Below are 18,858 nucleotides of genomic sequence, written 5' to 3'. Positions count from 1 at the left end.
TTGAGGACTTTCCGGGCGTTGTCTAAGGTTTCGCCCGCCGCCATGCGTGTCCTGACCGCCCTCGCCGTCCTGCTGACTGCCTCCCTCCCGGCCTTCGCCGCGGACGGCATCTACAGCTACGTGGAGAAGGACGGCACCATCGTCTACACGAACGTGCCGCCCGGGGGCGCGCGCAAGGCGCGCAAGCTGGCCGGGACCTTCACGCCGGCGCCGGCCAAGTCCGCGCCCGTGCGGGGGCGCGCGCGGACGCCCGCGGAGCTGGATCCGCACATCGCCAACGCGGCGCTCCGCTACCGCATCCCGACGGCGCTGGTGCGCGCCATCATGCACACGGAGAGCAACTTCAACCCGAACGCGCTCAGCAACAAGGGCGCCAGCGGGCTGATGCAGCTCATGCCGGGCACCGCTTCGGAGATGTACGTGAAGGACATCTTCGACTCGAAGGACAACATCGAGGGGGGCGTGCGCTACCTGCGCGTGCTGGCCAACATGTTCGACGGCGACATGGTGAAGATGGTCGCCGCGTACAACGCCGGGCCGGACGCGGTGAAGAAGTACGGAGGCCAGGTGCCGCCGTACGCCGAGACGCAGGAATACGTGCGCAAGGTCCTCCAGCTCTACTACCACTACAAGGAGCGCGAGCGGCTCGCCCAGGCCGAGGCCAGCAGCCGTGAGCCCACATCCGAGAATGACGACGCGCACGAAGGGGACGCGGGAGCCGGGTCCCGCTGATGAAGAGTTCCTGCAGCAGCTCCAACGCGGGAGCGAGCTGCTGGGCGCCGGCAAGGTCACCGAAGCGAAGAGCTTCCTGGAGCGCGCGCACCAGCTCCAGCCGCGCCACGAGAAGGCCCAGAACCTCCTGGGCCTGACGTATTTCAAGCTGGGCCTCTTCGACCGCGCGGCGGACCTGTACGAGATGCTCGTGCGGGACAACCCCGTGGACCCGACGCTGCGCGTGAACCTGGGGCTCGTCTACCTGAAGACGAACGCGCTCCAGCGCGCGGCGCGCGAGTTCGAGACGGCCACCGACCTGGCCCCGGACCACAAGAAGGCCCACAACTACCTGGGACTGACCTTCGCCCAGATGGGCGAGTACGGCCGCGCGCGCGAGCACTTCCTCCTGTCCGGCAGCGACGCCATGGCGGAGAAGATGTCGCGCGCCATCGCCGGGGAGGGCTACAGCCGCCCGCCGCCCGCCGCCGCCCCTCCCCGCGAGGCGGAGCCCCCGGCCGCACCGCCGCCCGCGCCCTCTTCCGGTGAGAGCGACTGGGGCGCCCAGTTCGGCCTGGACGAGGCGCCGCCCCGCCCGCCGCGCACCGCCGCCACGCCACCGCCGCCCGCGGCGGCTCCGGACGACGAGCTGCGCTTCGCGGAGGACGAGGGCCCGCCCGCGCACACGGACGAGCACGCCTTCGCCCGCCGCACCGCGCCCCAGGTCCAGGAGGACGAGGACCCCAGCCTCGCCGCCACCGCGGACGCGGACGCCTCCGGGGCCGATGTCGAGGTCACCGACGAGCTGCCCCCCACGCCCGTGTCGGAGGAGATCGAGGTCTCCGAGGAGCCGCCCGTCGTCGCGTCCGACGTGGAGTCGGCGCCCGGCGATGCCTTCGCGGAGACCTTCGCCGCGCTGGCCACCAGCGAGGCGCCTCCCGCCGCGCGGGCCTCCGAGCCTCCGCCGGTGGCGCCTCCCGCCGCGCCGGGCTCCACGCCCGGCGCCGGACCTGTCGCGAACCCGCCCGTGCTCACCGAGTGGGTGCCCACGGTGGCGCTGCCGGGGGCGGCCCAGGGGCAGGTCTTTACGCTGGGCGCGACGGGCCTGGTGCTCGCGGTGAGTGGCGAGCTGCTCACGCGCCTGGAGGGGCTGGTCGCCGTGCGCGGACAGGTCGCCTTCGAGCCGGAGATGAAGCGCTTCCGGGGCCGGGCCACGGACAAGCCGTTTGGCGTGGGCCCGCAGGTCATGGTGCGCGCCCGGGGGCAGGGGACGCTGCACCTGGAGCCCGTGTCCGGGCGGCAGTGGACCGCGATGTCCCTGGACGACGAATCCGTCTACCTGCGCGACGCGTGCGTCTTCGCCTTCGAGGAGCCGGTCGTCTTCGAGAACGGCCGCGTGCCGTCGGAGCTGGCGGAGGACCTGGACCTGGTGCACCTGCGCGGGCAGGGGCGGGTGCTGCTCAGCCTGACGGGTCCGCTGCGCTCGGTGCCGGTGTCCATGGACCAGCCGGTGACGGTGCCCCTCACGCACCTGGTGGGCTGGGTGGGCAACCTCACGCCCCGCGTGGTGCCGCTCCTGGCGCCCGCCGTCGGGGAGACCCCGAGGGGCGCGGTGGAGCTGGGCGGTGAAGGATTTGCCCTCATCGCACTCGGGGTCCGGTAGAACGCGCGCCCATGGCCACCGAGCGAGCCCTCAGGAAGCAGCGCAAGCGCGAGGAGCGGGCCCGCCGCCGCGCGGCCCGCCGTCCCAGCATCCTGGTGCAGGAGTTCTGGAACCTGCCCAACATGCTGACGCTGGGGCGCATCCTCATCATCCCCGTGTTCGTGTGGCTCACCTACGACGCGGACCCGCTGCACTCGCTCCTGGCCGGGCTGGTGTTCGCCGTGGCCGCCATCACGGACGTCATCGACGGCTACCTGGCCCGCCGCTGGAACCTCATCACGGTGGTGGGCAAGTTCATGGACCCGCTGGCGGACAAGCTCATCGCCATGGCCGCCCTGGTGATGATGGTCCGCCTGGGCCGCATCGCCGCGTGGGTCGTCATCGTGCTGCTGGCCCGCGAGTTCATCGTCACCGGCCTGCGCACCATCGCCGCCAGCGAGGGCATGGTCATCGCCGCGGGGCAGGAGGGGAAGTGGAAGACGTCCCTCCAACTGGTGGGGATCATCTCCCTGTGCGTCCACTACGTGCACCCGCTGGACCTGGGCTTCCGCACCGTCACCGTGGACTACAACCAGGTGGGCAAGGTGCTCGTGTACCTGTCCGGCGCGTTCTCCGTCTGGAGCGCGGTCGTCTATTTCCGGGCGTTCCTCAACATGCTCGCCCGCCGGGGCAGCACGGATCCGGATGCGAAAAGTGTTTGACGTGTCCGGGAGGGCTCTGTATATCGCACCCCACTTCCGGCGCGGCACTGACCGGGCGGTAGCAGTTCAGCAACATCTGATGCGGGAATAGCTCAGCGGTAGAGCATCGCCTTGCCAAGGCGAGGGTCGAGGGTTCAAATCCCTTTTCCCGCTCCAGTGAATCTTGGTTGTGCAGGAAAGTCGCACCTGATGCGGGAATAGCTCAGCGGTAGAGCATCGCCTTGCCAAGGCGAGGGTCGAGGGTTCAAATCCCTTTTCCCGCTCCAACAGAAGGCCTCCTGGGAAACCAGGAGGCCTTTTTCTTTGGCTCCGTCGGCACGGCGGGGCGTATCACGGCAGGCGGGCGCGCGAGGGGCCGGCGGTCCGCTGTTCCAGGGCGTTCGCCACGGGCGGACCCTTGCGGTATGGATACCGGCGCATGATTCGCAACTTCCGGGAACTCTATTCGTACCGGGGGCTCCTGCTCAGCCTGGTGCAGCGCGAGCTGAAGGCGCGCTATCGCGGCTCGGTGCTGGGCTTCTTCTGGACGTTCCTGAACCCCACGCTGCACATGCTCGTGTACGCGCTGCTGTTCGGCGTGTTCATGAAGAACCAGATCCCCCACTACGCGTACTTCATGTTCGTGGGGCTCCTGCCGTGGATCTGGTTCTCCACGTCGGTGTCGGCGGGGGCCAGCGCCATCAGCGACCGGCGCGACCTGATGACCAAGGTGCGCTTCCCGGCCCAGGTGCTGCCGGCCACGGTGGTGGCCACCAACTTCTGCAACTTCGTCTTCTCGCTGCCCCTGATGGTGGCGCTGGGGCTGCTCTTCGGAGTGGTGCCCACCTGGCACGTGGTGCTGTTCCCCGTGGTGGTGCTGGTCCAGATGTGCTTCACGTTCGCGGTGGTGTACGCGGTCAGCGCCTTCAACGTGACGTTCCGGGACCTGCAGCACATCGTGATGAACCTGATGACGCTGTGGTTCTTCGTGACGCCCGTGCTTTACAAGCTGTCCACCATCCCGGAGGAGTACCGGCGCGCGCTGCAGGTGCTCAATCCGATGTCCATCCTCATCACCTCGTACCAGGCCATCTTCTACGAGCACCGGCTGCCGGAAGCGGTGCCGCTCGTGTCGCTCCTGGGCGTCTCGCTCGTGCTGCTGTGGGGTGCCACGCAGATCTTCGAGAGCCGCCGCGAGGAGTTCGCGGAGTCCATCTAGATGGCCCAGTCACCGACCGAGGACGCCATCGTCATCCAGGACGTGGTGAAGAACTTCCGGAAGAAGACCATCCGGGGGGAGTACACCACGTTCAAGTCGGAGCTCGTGCGGTGGCTGCGCGGGCAGCGCAACGCGGCCGTCCAGGGCAACCGCTTCATCGAGTCCCTGCGCGGCGTCAACCTGCGCATCCCCAAGGGCCAGACGGTGGCCATCCTGGGGCGCAACGGCTCCGGCAAGAGCACGCTGCTGAAGCTGATCACCGGCATCTACGCGCCCACCTCCGGGCGCATCCAGGTGAACGGGCGCATCTCCGCGCTGCTGGACCTGGGCGCGGGCTTCCACCCGGACTTCTCCGGCCGGGAGAACATCCTCATCAACGGCATCATCCTCGGCATGTCCCGGTCCGAGGTGCGCGCGAAGATGGACGACATCATCGCGTTCAGCGAGCTGGGGGAGTTCATCGACGAGCCGGTGCGCACGTACTCCAGCGGCATGTACATGCGCCTGGCGTTCTCCGTGGCCACGCACGTGGACCCGGACATCCTCATCATCGATGAGATCCTCGCCGTCGGCGACGAGCACTTCAGCAAGAAGAGCCTCGCGAAGATGACGGAGTTCAAGCGGCTGGGGAAGACCATCGTCCTCGTCACGCACGACATGTCCACCGTGGAGCGCTGGTGCGACCAGGCGGCGTGGCTGGACGGCGGGCGGATCCGCCGCGTGGGGACCCCGGCGGAGATCGCCGCGGAGTACCGGCAGGCGGTGTCGCTCGCGGAGGCGCGCTCCACGGTGTTCACCCCGCCGGCCCTGACGGAAGGGGGCGGGGCGCTGCCCTCGCTGCCGGAGGGCCCGGTGGTGCGGGACGAGCCGCCGGCGTCGCCGTCGCTGGCCGTGTCGCGGGTGTGGCTGAGCGGGCCGCGCGGCGAGGAACTGGGGCTCATCACCGCGGAGGCGCGGGCGGAGGCCTGCATCGACTACGTGGCGCGCGAGCCGGCGGAGGACGTGGAGTTCGTCCTCACGCTGTCCAGCGCGGATGGGGCGGTGCTGTACGTGACGAGCACCCGGACGGACCGGGTGCCGCTGCCGACGCCGTTGCCGCCGCAGGGCCGGCTGCGCTTCGTGCTGCCGCGAGTGGGATTGTTGGGCGGCTCCTACGTGCTGAGCGTGGAGCTGAAGACGGGCAACACCGCGAACCCGGAGCCGGGCCGGGAAGCGCGCTGCACCTTCTCCGTGTCCACGGAGCATGACGACCGGGGCGTCTTCCGACCGGAGCATTCCTGGGTGGTGGAGGAGGCTCCGGCCGCTCCCGTCCAGGCGGTCTCCGTGTCCAAGCATGCCGCGGCCTCCTGAGGGGGAGGAGGCCCACCCGCGCGCCGCGGCTCGGGGCCTTGAAGAAGGGGAGGCGCCTGGGAGGTGAGCACCTTGTTCCGAAGCGTGCCCGAGGGGGGCCAGGAGGCATCGTCCGCCGGTGAGCTCGCCGAGCGCATCGCCGCCCTGCGCGCGGAGCCCTCCGAGGCCCATGCGCAGGAGCTGGCGGCGCTGACGGAGGCGCTGCGCCGGCGGGTGCCTCCGGCCAACACGCCCCTGTCGCCGCTGCTCGCCGCGGCCCGGCTCGCCGTGCCGTTCGAGTTCTCCGTGCCGCCGTCGCACCGGGCGTCGGGAGGGCAGTGGGTGACGGCCGCCAAGCGCGCCTTCGTGCTGGGCCTGCGGCCGCTCCACGTCGAGTGGCTGAAGCCCCAGGCGGCCTTCAACCAGCGCGTGCTGCGCGTGCTGGAGCGGCTGGAGGCCCGGCGCGACCAGGGCACCCGTGAGGACCTGACGGAGTGGGTCCGGGGACAGCTGGACGCGGAGGGGGCAGGGCAGGGCGGTTCGGCGGGAGCCGCCAGCGGGCCGTATGGGACGCGAGGCGCCGGTCCTGGTGCTCCGGCCAGCGGGCCGAATGAGGCGCGGGGCAGCGCTTCTGGCGTTTCGGCGAGCGCCGCCAGCGAGGCGCAGGGCGCGCGAGGTTCCGGCACCGTTGATGGGCCGCAGGGCGCTGGAGTTTGGACAAGCGCTGCGACGGAAGCGCGAGGCCGCGGGCGCTTCGGGGCACGGGGGTTCGCCCCCGTGGACAAGGTCTGGGCGCTGGCGTGGCGCGCGTGGCGCCGGGCGATGCGGCCCCTGCTGGATCCGCTGCTCGCGCGCCAGACGGAGTGGAACGCGCTGATGCGCGAGACGCTGCTGGGAGTCGCCGCCACCCCGGGAGCCGGGACGCCGGATCCGCAGGACGCCACGCACCGTGTGGCGCGGCTGACGGCGCTGGCGTCTCCCTTGGCCCAGCCAGGACTGCCTCGGGGCATCCGGGCCTCCGCGCCGCTGTGGCGCGAGGTGCTGCGCCGGCAGTCCCGCTTCAACGGTGAGGCGGTGGTGGCGCTGGCCGCCATCCTCGGCGTGCGCACGCCGCCGCCGCCCGTGCCCGCCCTGGAGGACTTCCACCACTGGTGCACGCTGCGCGAGCCCGCGGCCATCCAGGCAGCCCGCGCGGCCGTGCAGCGCCTGCCGCGGCGGCCCCGGCTGTCCCTGCTGGTGGCCCTCGCGGGGGCCAGTCCCGCGCACCTGCGCGAGTGCCTCGCGTCGGTGGAGGCCCAGCTCTACCCCGAGTGGGAGCTGGTGCTGGTGGGGCCGGAGGACGGCCCCGCGCTGCCGGAGCCGTGGGGCTCGTCGCGTCGCCAGCCGCGCATCCGCCGGGTGACGCTCAGCGGGCCCACGGACGTCGCCCGCGCGCTGCGCGTGGGCCTCCAGGCCGCGAGCGGTGACTTCGTGGGCGTGCTGGGCGCGGAGGACACGCTGGCCCCGCATGCCCTGGCGGAGGTGGCCCGCGCCCTGGTCGCGGATCCCGGCCTGGACGTCGTCTACGGCGACGAGGACCGGCTGGACACGCGCGGCCGCCGCGCCGGCCCCTTCTTCAAGCCGGACTGGTCTCCGGACCTGCTGCGCTCCGTGGACTACCTGGGCCGGGGCGTGATGGCGCGCCGCTCGCTGGTGGAGGCTGTGGGCGGCTTCCGCGATGGCTTCCCGGGCGCGGAGGAGTACGACCTCTTCCTGCGCATCAGCGAGGCCTCGGAGCGCATCGGCCACGTGCCGCACCTGCTCTACCACCGGCGCGCCGGCGCCACGGGGCAGGTGTCCCCGGAGGGCCGCCGCGCGCTCGCCGAGCACCTGGCCCGCCGGGGCGAGGACGCCGAGGTGACGGTGCCCGGCCCGGGCCGCTACCGCGTGCGCTACGCCATCCGCGGCGCCCCGAAGGTGTCCATCATCGTCCCGTTCAAGGACCGGCCGGACCTCCTCAAGACGCTCACGGACACGCTGCTCACGCGCACGAAGTACCCGCACTTCGAGCTGGTGCTCGTCTCCAACAACAGCGTCCGTCCGGAGACCTTCGCGCTCCTGGACACGCTGACGGATCCGCGCGTGGTGAAGCGCACCTGGGACTTCCCCTTCAACTACCCGGCCATCAACAACTGGGCCGCGCGGCAGGCCACGGGCGAGCTGTTGTTGTTCCTCAACAACGACATGGAGGTGGTGGACCCCGGCTGGCTCACGGAGCTGGTGTCCCAGGCGCAGCGCCCGGAGGTGGGCGCGGTGGGCGCGAAGCTCCTCTTCCCGGAAGGCACCGTGCAGCACGCCGGCATCGTCGTGGGGATGACGGGCATGGCGGGCCACCCCTTCTGGCGCCTGCCGGACGGGCCCATCGTCACGCCCTTCGGCCACACGGAGTGGGTGCGCAACTGGCTGTCCGTCACCAGCGCGTGCGTGATGATCCGCCGGCCCCTCTTCGACGCGCTGGGCGGCTTCGACGAGCGCTTCCTCCTGTGCGGCAGCGACGTGGACCTGGGCCTGCGCCTGCACGCCCGGGGTCTGCGCGTGGTGTGCACGCCCTTCGCGCGCGTGGTGCACCACGAGTCCGCCAGCCGCCGCACGGACGCGATCCCGGAGCCGGACTACTGGCGCTCCTTCACGTCGTACCGGCCCTGGCTCCTGAAGGGCGACCCCTACTACAACCCCAACCTCACGCTGCTGTCGGGGGACTGCGACCTGCGCCGCCACCTGGAGGACGGCGAGGCGCTGGCGGTGCGCACGCTGGCCCACGAGGTGCCCAGCGCGCGCCGCCCGCTCGCGTGACGGCGGCTGTCGCTACCGGATGGCCCGCCAGGTGAACCAGGCGTCGTAGGCCAGGTTCGCCAGCGGCACGCCGCTGCGGCGCACCACGCTGTCGCGCCAGGGGTTCGTCTCGAAGGCCTTCCACGCCTCCTGGATCGCCCCCTTCACCGAGCCGACCCGCGCGAGCTTCCGCAGCTCCAGCTTCAGGCCGAAGGTGGTGATCTCGTGCACGCCGAAGCTCTCCACGTGCGAGTACTTGAGGAACTCGCGCGCCTCCTGCTCCGTGGGGTAGCGGGTGTAGCGCAGCAGCTCCTGGAGCGTGCCGGGCTGCAGCTCGTCCGCGGTGAAGCGCAGGAGCGGGGACAGGCGCGCGTAGTCCCGCGCGTAGTCGTACATGCCCTCCTGCACGCGGCGGAAGAAGCGGGCGCTGTTGTCCTTCTCCTGGTCGTGATGCAGCAGCTCCGGCATGGGCAGGTGCGGCGCCCACGGGTTCTGTCCATAGCGCACCGTGCTGCCGTGGTTCGCCGTGGTGATCATCTCGAAGATGGCGGTGTTGCGCAGGAAGTCCGCCTCCTCCAGGTCGCGCCGCCGCAGGTCCGACAGGTAGCCGTACTTGTAGGAGTTCTTCGGCTGGGGCTGCCCGTCCGGCACATACGCCAGGTAGAAGCCGTGCAGCTCCGGGAAGCGCGCTTCGTGCTCGAAGGCGCGCAGCAGGTTGTCCTGCATGCTGCCCTTCCACCCGATGTCCACGAGCGCCGTGCGCTTCAGGCCCATCATCCCGCGGTACTCCAGGTAGCGGGACAGCCGCGCGCGCGCCTCGTCCCGGCGCTGGTGGAAGGCCACGCGCACCCGGCGCGACGCGAGGAAGCGCTGGAAGGCCGCGTCCGTCGTGGGCTCCAGGATGGGGCGGTCCGGATCCGTGAGGCCACACTCGGCGGCCAGCCGGATGAACTCGTCCTGGGGCAGGGACAGGTTCTTGAGCAGGCCGCGCAGTGACTGGCGGCTGTACTGGCGCCAGAAGCGGTGCACCTCCTCCCAGCTCAGCTCGCGCATGGACGCGAGGATGGTGGAGGCCCGGCTGACGAACAGGTAGTGCGCCCTGGGCAGCCGGGGGAACAGCCCGGAGTCCTTCAGGATGGCGAAGACCTTGAGCAGCGTCAGGCCCTCGCGCGCCAGGAAGTAGACGTGGTCGATGCCCAGCTTCTCCGCGCGCTCGATGACGTCCACCACGAAGGCGACGATGCCCGGCCCCAGCGTGCGGCCCAGCTGGTAGCTCGGGTCGTCATCCGGCGCGCGGACGTGCTGTGCTTCGTTGCTCAGCACGACGTCCACGTAGTGCGCGGACCAGAACGGGTTCTGCTCCACGGCCTTCTGGGCGGCCTCCAGCCGGCGGCGGCGCTGCTTCTCGTCCGGGTCGTCCACGCGCAGGGTGGCGATGCCCAGGCGGCGCGGCTGCACGTTGTCCGCGTTCTCGTCGTCGCCCACGAAGAAGAGCTGCTCGGGCTTCAGCCCCTCGCGCTCCAGCACGCGCGGGAAGAGCCGCCCGGACGCCTTGCGCAGCCCCTCGTCGATGGAGACGTAGCCCGCGTCGAAGTACTGCTCCAGCCCGCAGTGCCGCAGCAGCTCACGCAAGAGCGGCTGTGACAGGTACATGTCGCTCACGAAGATGAGCCGCTTGCCCTGGGCCTTCAGCGCGGACAGCACCTCCGCGATGCCCGGGGCGGGGCGCAGCGCCCGCTTCTCCAGCGACAGCTCCAGCGCGCGCAGCTCCTCCGCCATGCGCGAGCGCAGCGGCTCGCGCGGCACCCAGCTGCCCGCCCAGCGCCGCAGCAGCTCCTCGAAGTCCACCTCGTTGTCGCGGCCCTGGGCCACCTGCTCCCCGGCGATCTCCATCTCCAGGGCGAAGCGGCGCTGGCGCACCTGGGCCACCGTGGGCAGGGCCTTGGGGTGCACCAGCGCCTTCAGCCGCGCGTGGAAGCCGCGCGCCACGGCCGTCTTGAGCCACTCGCCCTCCACGCTGCGCACCACCAGCGTGTTGAAGACGTCGAAGCCCACCACGTCGTAGCCCGCCGTCGCGGTGAGCAGCCGCTCGCGCAGCGTGGCGAAGGGGGAGGCGTCGATGGGCGGCGCGTCGCTCGCGCGGAACAGGCGCGAGGCCTGGCCGAGGCCCTCCACCACGTTCAGGGGCAGCGCCTCCGACGCGATGATGGACATGCGCTCGCCGGGCGTCGGGCGCGTGTGCGTGGACGCGGCGGGGGCGCCCTTCTGCATCAGGTACAGGTCGCGCGCGGTCTCCACCGTCCAGCGCTGCAGGGCGGGGAGCAGCGCGGCCGCTGCGGGTTCACGGCGGGAAGTCATCTGCTTCCGATGTCCTTGGCTCTAGTTGGGGACGGCCGCGAGGGTGTGGGGCAGGCGCTGCACCTGCTCCGCGCCCAGGGCCTCCGGGGCTGAGGGCTCCGGGGCGCGCGCGCCGTTGGACTCCACGGCGACGACGGGCACGGCCACCGGGGGACGCGCGGGCGCCAGCGACGCCAGGTGCGCCGCGGGGTCCGCGAACAGGTGGGCGTCATGCAGCACGCGCTGGAAGCACGCCGAGGCGTCGTAGGCCTCGCGCATCTTCTGCCAGGCGCGGATGCGCACCGCGCGGAAGGACACCGGCAGGCGGAACACTTCATCCAGCGAGCGCGCCCACTGGCCATCCGGCCGGTAGAGGAACTCGTCCTCCGGCTCGATGTTCCAGTCCGAGGCGAACACCGTGTCGGCCACCAGCAGCAGCCCGTGCGCCATGGCCAGGAGGGGCAGCGGATCGAAGCGGCCCATCAGGTCGCGCGACGCGTAGACGAGCGTCCCGGCCTTCTCCAGCGCCTGCGTCACCTCCTCCGGCGTGGCGTGCGAGGACAGCACGTCCACCGGGCCCAGCTTGCGCAGCTGCTCCAGCGCCTCCGGCGTGGGGCTGGCCCAGTCCGCCACCAGCATCCGCCGCGTCTCCAGGCGGGGGCCCGTGGGGCACCGCGCGGTGTCCACCGGCAGGGGCAGCGCCTGGAGCACCGGCAGCCGCGCCAGCTCCGGCGAGGTAGGGGCCTCCAGGTACGTGAGCCAGCGGAAGCCCTTCGCGTCCTCGCCGGACATGCGCGCGAGCTTCTCCACTTCGTCCGCGCTGAACAGCGGCGCGGGGATGACGCCCACGCGCATGGTGCCGGGGACGCGCGCCGCCTGCTCCAGCGTGAGGTCCTGCGGGCGGAAGACCATCGTCGCGTTCGCGTCCCAGGCCCGGGCCGCGTCGAGCGCGGGCTCCCACTGGCCGGCCGTCACCGGGAAGAAGCGCACCTGGGCCCACGCCGCCTGGACGGGCACGTGCGGCTCGAAGGCCGGCTCGCCCACGAAGGCGACGCGCTGGAGGGAGGAGGGGGGCGGATGGACTCTCATGACAGGACTCGCGTGAGACGCGCGCGGAGGGACTTCTTGACGTCGTCGGACACCAGCTTCTGCAGCGCGCGGACGGGGCGGGACTTCTTCAGCCGGCGGTAGCGCTCCAGCAGCACCTGCTCACCGGGGCCCACGTACGGATGCAGCGGCGAGTGGCCTCCGCGCTCCGCGCGCCACACGTCGTCCAGCCAGTGGCCGTGCATGGTGGACATGGCGGCCAGCGCGGGGCGCAGGTGCGTGTTCGTCCAGCCCTCCGCGTGCAGCGCCTCCAGGCCCGCGGCCACCTGCCGCGTGCTGGACTCCCAGTCCGTGAACGCCTTCGCCGTGGCGAGCGCGTTCGCGCGCAGGTGCGCGAGGTACGCGGGCTGCGTGCTCAGCAGGCGCAGGAACTGGGCGATCTGCCGGCGGTTGTACGGCTCCACCATCAGCGAGTTCTGCCCGTGCACCATGTACTCGTCGGTGCCCGTGACGGTGTACGTGATGGCCGTGCCGCCCTGGGAGAACATCTCCAGCGGCGGGCCGAACATGCCCTCCACGCGGGAGAGCTTCAGCAGCACGTCGTACTGGCCGTAGACCTGGTGCACCTGGTTGATGGGGATGCGCTCGTGCACGTGCACCGGCTGGCCGCCGACGGTGGGCTTCTGCCCGCCGGACGACGACGCCAGCCACCCCGTCTCGAACTGGACGCCCGCCTGCGCCGCCAGCTCCAGCACCTCGAACGTCTCCGGCACGCCCTTGAAGCCCACGCCCCACGGGCCCTCCACCAGCACGCGCAGCTTGCCGTCGCGCTGGGGCGGGGCCTGTACGCAGGGGAAGTGCTCCCGCGACAGGCCATTCTGCACGTAGAGCGTGCGCCCCTCCGGCTGGAGCGTCTGGATGAACTCCACCAGCCACTTCGCCTCGGTGACGAACAGGAGCGGCAGCGAGTATGTCTGCCGGTTGAGCAGCTTGTAGTGGCGCTCCGCGTGGAAGCGCGACTCCAGGCTCTGGTTCAGATAGCCATACACCCGGGCGTTGACGCGCCACAGGTCGTAGAAGGTGATCCACCAGGTGGCCAGCGCGAAGTCGAAGGACTCGTTCTCCGCCTCCGCGACCGACCGGCGCGGCAGGTCCGCCAGCCGCGGGTGCCAGAGGGGATAGGTCAGCTGGACGGGGCCCGGGGTGATGAGGACGGCCTCATGGCCAAGGTCCTGCAACCGCGAGGCGTACTCCAGGATGACGTTGGACCCGCCGGAGATATTGGCGATGTCCCCAACGAGGAACCCGATCTTCATGCCTTGGCAACTCGCGTCGTGGGCGGGATGAGGCCCTTTGAAAGCGCTTCGCCGCCGCCGCGGATTCTCTCCGTGGCATCCCCCTCAGGATTGACGAGGCAGGCGAAGTGAAGGGCCGATGTAGCGCGGAGCAGGTTGCTGCGTCAACGCCCGCTCGGGCCGCCGTTCGTCGACCAGGCAGCCATTCTCTCAGCGCGAGGATGGGCCCGGCGGATCCTTCTCCAATTGCTTCAATCGCGCCTCCAGCTCGCGCCGCCAGAGGGCCTGGGTGCGCGCGTGCTCGCGCTGGTTCTCGATGACGACGGTGAGCGCGTCCAGGATGGCTTCGTTGAAGTGCACTTGGCGGCGCAGCACTTCGTTGATGAATGGCTGGAACGCGCGGCGGAAGGTTCGCTTGGCGAACACGAGCACCGGACCGACGACGGGGCGGTGCGACGTCGCGGGTTCCACGTAGCGCACGTCCGCCTTGGCGCGCGCCTCCAGCAGCAGCGCCGGCCACTGGCTCGCGACGGGGCCGCGCTGGGACGCGGCGAGCGTGCGGCGCAGGTGGTCGCGCGCGGTGGCGGACGGCTGGGGGAGCCGCTCGGTGGCGGCGGCCACGGCCTGGGCGGTGGGCTCGGCCGTGAGCAGGTCAGCGGCGTGCATGGCGCGCTCCTCGTCTCGATGACAGCGCTTGGACCAGGGCGTTCGCGACCCCGTCCAGGTCCGAGCGGTCCAGCTCCAGCAGCCGCGGCCCCAGGTGATGCCGCGCTGCTTCCATCGACACCTCGTCGGTCGCGACGACCGTGTCGCGCACGCCCCAGCTCCGGCGACCCACGCCCGTCATCAGCGCCTGCGCCACGGCGGTGTCCATGCCCAGCAGCAGCACCTTCCCGGGCGAGGCCCGCACGGCCGTCTCCAGCGACGACGACCCGGGCAGCGGCTCGGGCTCGGGGCCCACGGGCTGGTCCGGGGTGAAGTGCCAGACGGGCGCTCCCCCGGCGTCCTGGGGACCGAGCGACAGGGCGGGCTCCTCGCCGCGCCCCCGGAGGGCGAGGATGCGGGAGTCGGGAAGGCGGCGGTGCAGCTCGCGGGCGAGCCGCGACATGGGCGCGTCCGGCCGCGCGGAGAAGCCGGGGCAGACGAGCTCGATGGTGGACGCCCGCGACGGCGCCTCCGCCGCCTCGGGCCCGCGTCCCCCCAGCCAGCGCAGGAGCGTGTCGCGCAGCTGGGTGGCCACGGCCTTCTGGGACAGCGTGGCGACGCGGGCGCGCTGCGCGGTGAGCACCTGCTGGCGCAGCGCGGGGTCACGCTCCAGCACCGCGAGCAGCTGCGCCACGTCCGTGGGCTCGCGCGTGAGGGTGGTGAGGCCCGCGCCGCCCATCGTCTCCGGGACGGCCGCGGCGCCGTACGCGACGACGGGGACGTCCCGGTACATGGCCTCCAGCAGCGGCACGCCGAAGCCCTCGTGTCGGCTCATGGACAGGTAGGCGGTGGCGGAGGCGAAGCAGGCGGACAGCTGCGCGGCGTTGATGCGGCCCAGGAACCGGATGCGGTCCGGGCCGAGCAGGTCCTTCAGGCCGTGCAGGAAGCTGCCGTAGGGCGCGTCGCGGTGGATGTTGCCCGCGATGAGCAGGCGGCTCTTGGGCTGGTACAGGCGCTGGTACGCGGTGAAGACGCGCATGACGTCGTCCACGTACTTGCTGGGCACCGCGCGGCCCACGAAGAGGATGTTGGCGCAGCCGTCGTCCAGCTCCGCCATCAGCGAAGGGTCGGGCGGCGTGTCGAACGCGTTCCAGTCGATGGCGAAGGGGAGCACGTCCACGCGCGGGTAGCCCGCGGCGACCAGCTCCTCCGCGCTGAAGCGCGAGTAGGCGAACGCGCCGTCCACGTGCGGGCGCAGCGCGAGCAGCTCCACGCGGGCGACGTCGCACGAGAGCACGGCGCCCCGGTCATAGCCCTCGAAGAGCCGGGCGGGCGTGATGTTGTGGTAGACGAGCAGCTTGCGGCCGCGCGACCGGGCGATGAGCGGCACCTGCCTCGATTCGAAGCTGTGGTGCACGAGCAGCACGGAGTCGCGGGTGGCCTCGCGCGGGTAGCTCTTGGCGGGGCGCACCTGGTCCTTGCACGCCTCGTCCCAGCTGTCCGCGTAGATTTCAGAGGTGTGGCCCCAGGAGCGCAGCAGGCTCTGGAGGTAGCGCACCTGATTGCCAATCGCGTCACCCCAGGCCAGGCGGGTGACCAGCTGATGGATGTGCAAGGGTCCGCCCGGGCCGTGAGGAGGTCGCGGTGACACGCGCGCGTTCCCTTACAACCGTCCAGCCCGCCCTTACAAGGGCGCCCGACGTGCCTTGACGGAGGGACCCGCGCACAGTACCCAGGACGGCCCACACATTCCCGAGGTTGGGTCCATGTCAACGAACGTCCTGGTCACGGGAGGGTGCGGCTTCATCGGGTCCAACCTGGTCCGCCACCTGCTCCGCGAGCGGCCGGACTGGAGGGTCATCAACCTGGACCGGCTCACCTACGCGGGCAACCTGGAGAACCTCACCGGCCTGGAGGACGACGCGCGCCACGTCTTCGTGCGCGGCGACGTGGGCGACCGGGCGTGTATGGACCGGGTGCTCCAGGAGCACGCCATCGACTGCGTCCTCCACCTGGCCGCGGAGAGCCACGTGGACCGCTCCATCGAAGGGCCGTCCGTCTTCGTCACCACCAACGTGCTGGGCACGCAGGTCCTGCTGGAGGCCTGCCGGGCGCGCGGCGTGCGCCGGTTCGTGCAGTGCTCCACCGACGAGGTGTACGGCTCGCTGGGGCCGTCCGGGGCCTTCACGGAGGAGTCGCCCCTCCAGCCCTCCAGTCCCTATTCGGCGTCCAAGACGGGCGCGGACCTGCTGGCCCTCGCGTACCACCACACGTTCGGGATGGACGTGGTGGTGACGCGCTGCTCGAACAACTACGGGCGCTACCAGTTCCCGGAGAAGCTCATCCCGAGGATGGTGGTGAACGCGCTCCGGGACCGGCCGCTGCCCGTCTACGGCGACGGCCAGCACGTGCGCGACTGGCTGCACGTGGAGGACCACTGCCAGGGGCTGCTCCTGGCGCTGGAGCGGGGGCGGGCGGGGCAGGTCTACAACCTGGGCGGCGGCGCGGAGCGCAAGAACCTGGACCTGGTGAAGGGCATCCTCGCGGCGCTGGGCAAGCCGGAGTCGCTGATCGAGTTCGTCACGGACCGGCCGGGGCATGACCGCCGCTACGCCATCGACCCGGCGAAGAGCCGCCGCGAGCTGGGCTGGGCGCCCGGGCATTCCTTCGAGCAGGGGCTCACGGACACGGTGCGCTGGTACGTGGACCACGCCACGTGGTGGGAGCGCGTGCTCAGCGGTGCGTACCGGAACACCGTGACGCTGACGCGCCGGGGGCACGGAGCATGAGCCGCTTCGTCGTCACGGGCGCGAACGGGCTGGTGGGCCGCCGCGCGTGCGCGCTGCTGGCGTCGCGGGGCCACGCGGTGGTGGGGCTGGGCAAGGGCCCGCGCCGCGCCGCGGGGGCGTTCGACTACGAGACGCTGGACCTCACGCGCGAGGCGGAGGTGGCGCCCACGCTGAGCCGGCTGTCGCCCGAGGTCGTCCTGCACTGCGCGTCGATGACCGAGGTGGACGCCTGCGAGCAGGCGCCCGGGGCCGCCTACGCCGCGAACGTCACCGCCACGGCGGCGCTGGCCCGCTGGACGCGTGAGGCCGGCGCGCACCTGGTGCACGTGTCCACCGACTACGTCTTCGACGGCGACGCGGGGCCGTATTCCGAGGACGCGGTGCCGAACCCGCGCGGCGTCTACGCGGTGACGAAGCACATGGGGGAGCAGGCCGCGCGCGTGCTCTCGCCCGGGTGCGCGATCGCGCGGACCGCGGTGGTGTACGGCTGGCCTCCAGTGGAGGGTCGGCTCAACTTCGGCGCGTGGCTGGTGAAGACGTTGGCGGCCGGGCAGCCGGTGAAGCTCTTCGAGGACCAGGTGGTGTCCCCGAGCTTCGCGGACAGCGTGGCCGCGATGCTGGTGGAGCTGGGCGAGCGGCGGTGGGGGGGGACGTGGAACACCTGCGGCGGGACGGTGCTGGACCGCGTGGCCTTCGGGCGGGCGCTGTGTGAGGTGTTCGGCTTCGACGCGGGCCTGGTGGTCCCCACGCGGATGGCGGACCAGAGGCTGTCCGCGCCCCGGCCGCTGAAGAGCGGGCTTCGGACGGACAAGGCGCGGGAGCTGTTGTCGGAGAAGCCGCTGGCGCTGGCGGAGTCGCTGAGGCGCTTCCACGCGAGCTGGCTCGAGGCCCGGGCCGGGGAGGCGCGATGAAGGGGATCATCCTCGCGGGAGGCTCGGGGACGCGCCTGTATCCGCTGACGTTGGTGGTGAGCAAGCAGCTACTGCCCGTCTACGACAAGCCGATGATCTACTACCCGCTGACCACGCTGATGCTGGCGGGCATCCGGGAGGTGTTGATCATCTCCACGCCGCAGGACCTGCCGCGCTTCCGCGACCTGCTGGGCGGCGGCGAGCAGTGGGGCATGTCCTTCCAGTACGCGGAGCAGCCCCGGCCGGAGGGGCTGGCGCAGGCGTTCGTCATTGGCCGGGACTTCGTGGGGGGCGACGCGGTGTCGCTCATCCTGGGGGACAACATCTTCTACGGGGATGGCCTGAGCGAGCTGGTGCGGCGGGCGGTGCGGCGCGTGTCCGGCGCGACGGTGTTCGGCTACCAGGTGAAGGATCCGCGGCGCTACGGCGTGGTGGAGCTGGCGCCGGGCAACCGGGCCATCAGCATCGAGGAGAAGCCCGCGAAGCCGCGGTCCAACTACGCCGTCACGGGGCTGTACTTCTACGACAACCAGGTCCTGGACATCGCGGCGGGGCTGAAGCCCAGCCAGCGGGGCGAGCTGGAGATCACCGACGTCAACGCGGAGTACATGCGGCGCGGCCAGCTCACGGTGGAGCTGATGGGGCGCGGCTACGCGTGGCTGGACACCGGGACGCACGAGTCGCTGATGCAGGCGTCGTCATTCATCGAGATCATCGAGCGTCGCCAGGGCCTGAAGATCGCCTGTCCCGAGGAGATCGCCTACCGCATGGGCTACATCGACGAGGCGCGGCTGGAGGCGCTCGCGGAGCCGATGCTGAAGAACGACTACGGGCAGTACCTGAAGGCGCTCCTGGGGACCCGGGGGACGGCGCCATGAAGGTCCAGGAGACAGCGCTTCCGGGCGTCCTGCTGCTGGAGCCGCGTGTGTTCGGGGACTCGCGAGGCTTCTTCGTGGAGACGTTCCAGGCCCGGCGCTACCACGACGCCGGCATCCCGGGCCCCTTCGTGCAGGACAACCTGTCGCGGTCGGTGCGGGGCACGCTGCGGGGGCTGCATTTCCAGGAGCCGAACGGGCAGGGGAAGCTGGTGCAGGTGCTGGCGGGCGCGGTCTGGGACGTGGTGGTGGACGTGCGGAGGGGCTCTCCCACGTTCGGCCGGTGGATGGGGGCGGAGCTGTCGTCCGGCAACAAGTGGCAGCTATGGATTCCGCCGGGCTTCGCGCACGGGTTCTGCGTGCTGAGCGAGTCGGCGGACTTCTTCTACAAGTGCACCTCGCTGTATGCCCCGGAGTCCGAGCGCGCCGTCGCCTGGGATGATCCGGACCTGGCCATCCCCTGGCCGGTGAGGGAGCCGCTGCTGTCCGTGAAGGATCAGCGCGCGCCCCGGCTGAAGGACGCCCGGGTGCTGCCCGCCTACTGAG

General features: G+C 71.5%; 15 protein-coding genes and 2 tRNA genes. 12 read left to right on the top strand and 5 right to left on the bottom strand.

From position 1 onward, the window contains the following. Positions 1-42: 42 nt before the first annotated feature. The 8 genes from U8525_RS14405 (at position 43) to U8525_RS14370 (ending at position 8,434) form a co-directional block, all read left to right on the top strand. Complete coding sequence (locus tag U8525_RS14405; protein ID WP_374265872.1) at positions 43-732, top strand: lytic transglycosylase domain-containing protein; 690 nt, start codon at positions 43-45, stop codon at positions 730-732. Continuing rightward, positions 689-2,374: a tetratricopeptide repeat protein gene (locus U8525_RS14400; protein WP_374265870.1), complete on the top strand. Its 1,686-nt coding sequence runs from the start codon at positions 689-691 to the stop codon at positions 2,372-2,374. The genes U8525_RS14405 and U8525_RS14400 overlap by 44 nt, the downstream gene beginning before the upstream one ends. Positions 2,375-2,385: 11 nt before the next feature. Further along, positions 2,386-3,075: a CDP-diacylglycerol--glycerol-3-phosphate 3-phosphatidyltransferase gene (gene pgsA, locus U8525_RS14395; protein ID WP_374265868.1), complete on the top strand. Its 690-nt coding sequence runs from the start codon at positions 2,386-2,388 to the stop codon at positions 3,073-3,075. 81 nt (positions 3,076-3,156) lie between these two features. After that, positions 3,157-3,231: transfer RNA gene (locus tag U8525_RS14390), tRNA-Gly, on the top strand. Between the two features lie 35 nt (positions 3,232-3,266). Beyond that, a tRNA-Gly gene (locus U8525_RS14385) sits at positions 3,267-3,341 on the top strand. Between the two features lie 152 nt (positions 3,342-3,493). After that, positions 3,494-4,273, top strand: a complete 780-nt coding sequence (locus U8525_RS14380; RefSeq protein ID WP_374265866.1) for an ABC transporter permease — start codon at positions 3,494-3,496, stop codon at positions 4,271-4,273. Further along, entirely contained in the window at positions 4,274-5,623 is a 1,350-nt protein-coding gene (locus U8525_RS14375) for an ABC transporter ATP-binding protein (protein ID WP_374265864.1), read from the top strand. It abuts the gene before it with no gap. Positions 5,624-5,686: 63 nt separating this feature from the next. Then, positions 5,687-8,434 carry a glycosyltransferase family 2 protein gene (locus tag U8525_RS14370; protein WP_374265862.1) on the top strand — a complete coding sequence of 916 codons (2,748 nt, stop codon included), beginning with the start codon at positions 5,687-5,689 and terminating at the stop codon, positions 8,432-8,434. 12 nt (positions 8,435-8,446) lie between these two features. Here U8525_RS14370 and U8525_RS14365 read toward each other — a convergent pair whose 3' ends face one another. The 5 genes from U8525_RS14365 to U8525_RS14345 form a co-directional block, all read right to left on the bottom strand. Then, complete coding sequence (locus tag U8525_RS14365) at positions 8,447-10,771, bottom strand: HAD family hydrolase (RefSeq protein WP_374265860.1); 2,325 nt, start codon at positions 10,769-10,771, stop codon at positions 8,447-8,449. A gap of 21 nt (positions 10,772-10,792) precedes the next feature. Then, positions 10,793-11,839: a hypothetical protein gene (locus U8525_RS14360; protein ID WP_374265858.1), complete on the bottom strand. Its 1,047-nt coding sequence runs from the start codon at positions 11,837-11,839 to the stop codon at positions 10,793-10,795. Next, positions 11,836-13,113, bottom strand: coding sequence for a glycosyltransferase family 4 protein (locus U8525_RS14355; RefSeq protein ID WP_374265856.1), 1,278 nt, complete (start codon positions 13,111-13,113; stop codon positions 11,836-11,838). The genes U8525_RS14360 and U8525_RS14355 overlap by 4 nt, the downstream gene beginning before the upstream one ends. Before the next feature lie 189 nt (positions 13,114-13,302). Continuing rightward, entirely contained in the window at positions 13,303-13,758 is a 456-nt protein-coding gene (locus U8525_RS14350) for a hypothetical protein (protein WP_374265854.1), read from the bottom strand. Then, on the bottom strand, positions 13,745-15,352 hold the full coding sequence (locus tag U8525_RS14345) for a glycosyltransferase (RefSeq protein WP_374265852.1): 1,608 nt from the start codon (positions 15,350-15,352) through the stop codon (positions 13,745-13,747). The genes U8525_RS14350 and U8525_RS14345 overlap by 14 nt, the downstream gene beginning before the upstream one ends. Before the next feature lie 151 nt (positions 15,353-15,503). Between U8525_RS14345 and rfbB the strand changes: the two genes are divergently transcribed. The 4 genes from rfbB to rfbC are packed head-to-tail and all read left to right on the top strand — an operon-like array spanning position 15,504 to position 18,857. After that, complete coding sequence (rfbB, locus tag U8525_RS14340; RefSeq protein ID WP_374265850.1) at positions 15,504-16,526, top strand: dTDP-glucose 4,6-dehydratase; 1,023 nt, start codon at positions 15,504-15,506, stop codon at positions 16,524-16,526. Further along, entirely contained in the window at positions 16,523-17,437 is a 915-nt protein-coding gene (locus U8525_RS14335) for an NAD(P)-dependent oxidoreductase (RefSeq protein ID WP_374265848.1), read from the top strand. Before rfbB ends, U8525_RS14335 begins: the two co-directional genes overlap by 4 nt. Beyond that, entirely contained in the window at positions 17,434-18,315 is an 882-nt protein-coding gene (gene rfbA, locus U8525_RS14330; RefSeq protein WP_374265846.1) for a glucose-1-phosphate thymidylyltransferase RfbA, read from the top strand. Before U8525_RS14335 ends, rfbA begins: the two co-directional genes overlap by 4 nt. Beyond that, entirely contained in the window at positions 18,312-18,857 is a 546-nt protein-coding gene (gene rfbC, locus U8525_RS14325) for a dTDP-4-dehydrorhamnose 3,5-epimerase (protein WP_374265844.1), read from the top strand. The genes rfbA and rfbC overlap by 4 nt, the downstream gene beginning before the upstream one ends. The last annotated feature ends 1 nt before the right edge of the window (position 18,858 follow it).

Origin of the sequence: Corallococcus sp. RDP092CA, from assembly GCF_041903675.1 — a bacterium.
GTDB lineage: Bacteria > Myxococcota > Myxococcia > Myxococcales > Myxococcaceae > Corallococcus.
This window is presented reverse-complemented; position numbering and strand designations above follow the sequence as displayed.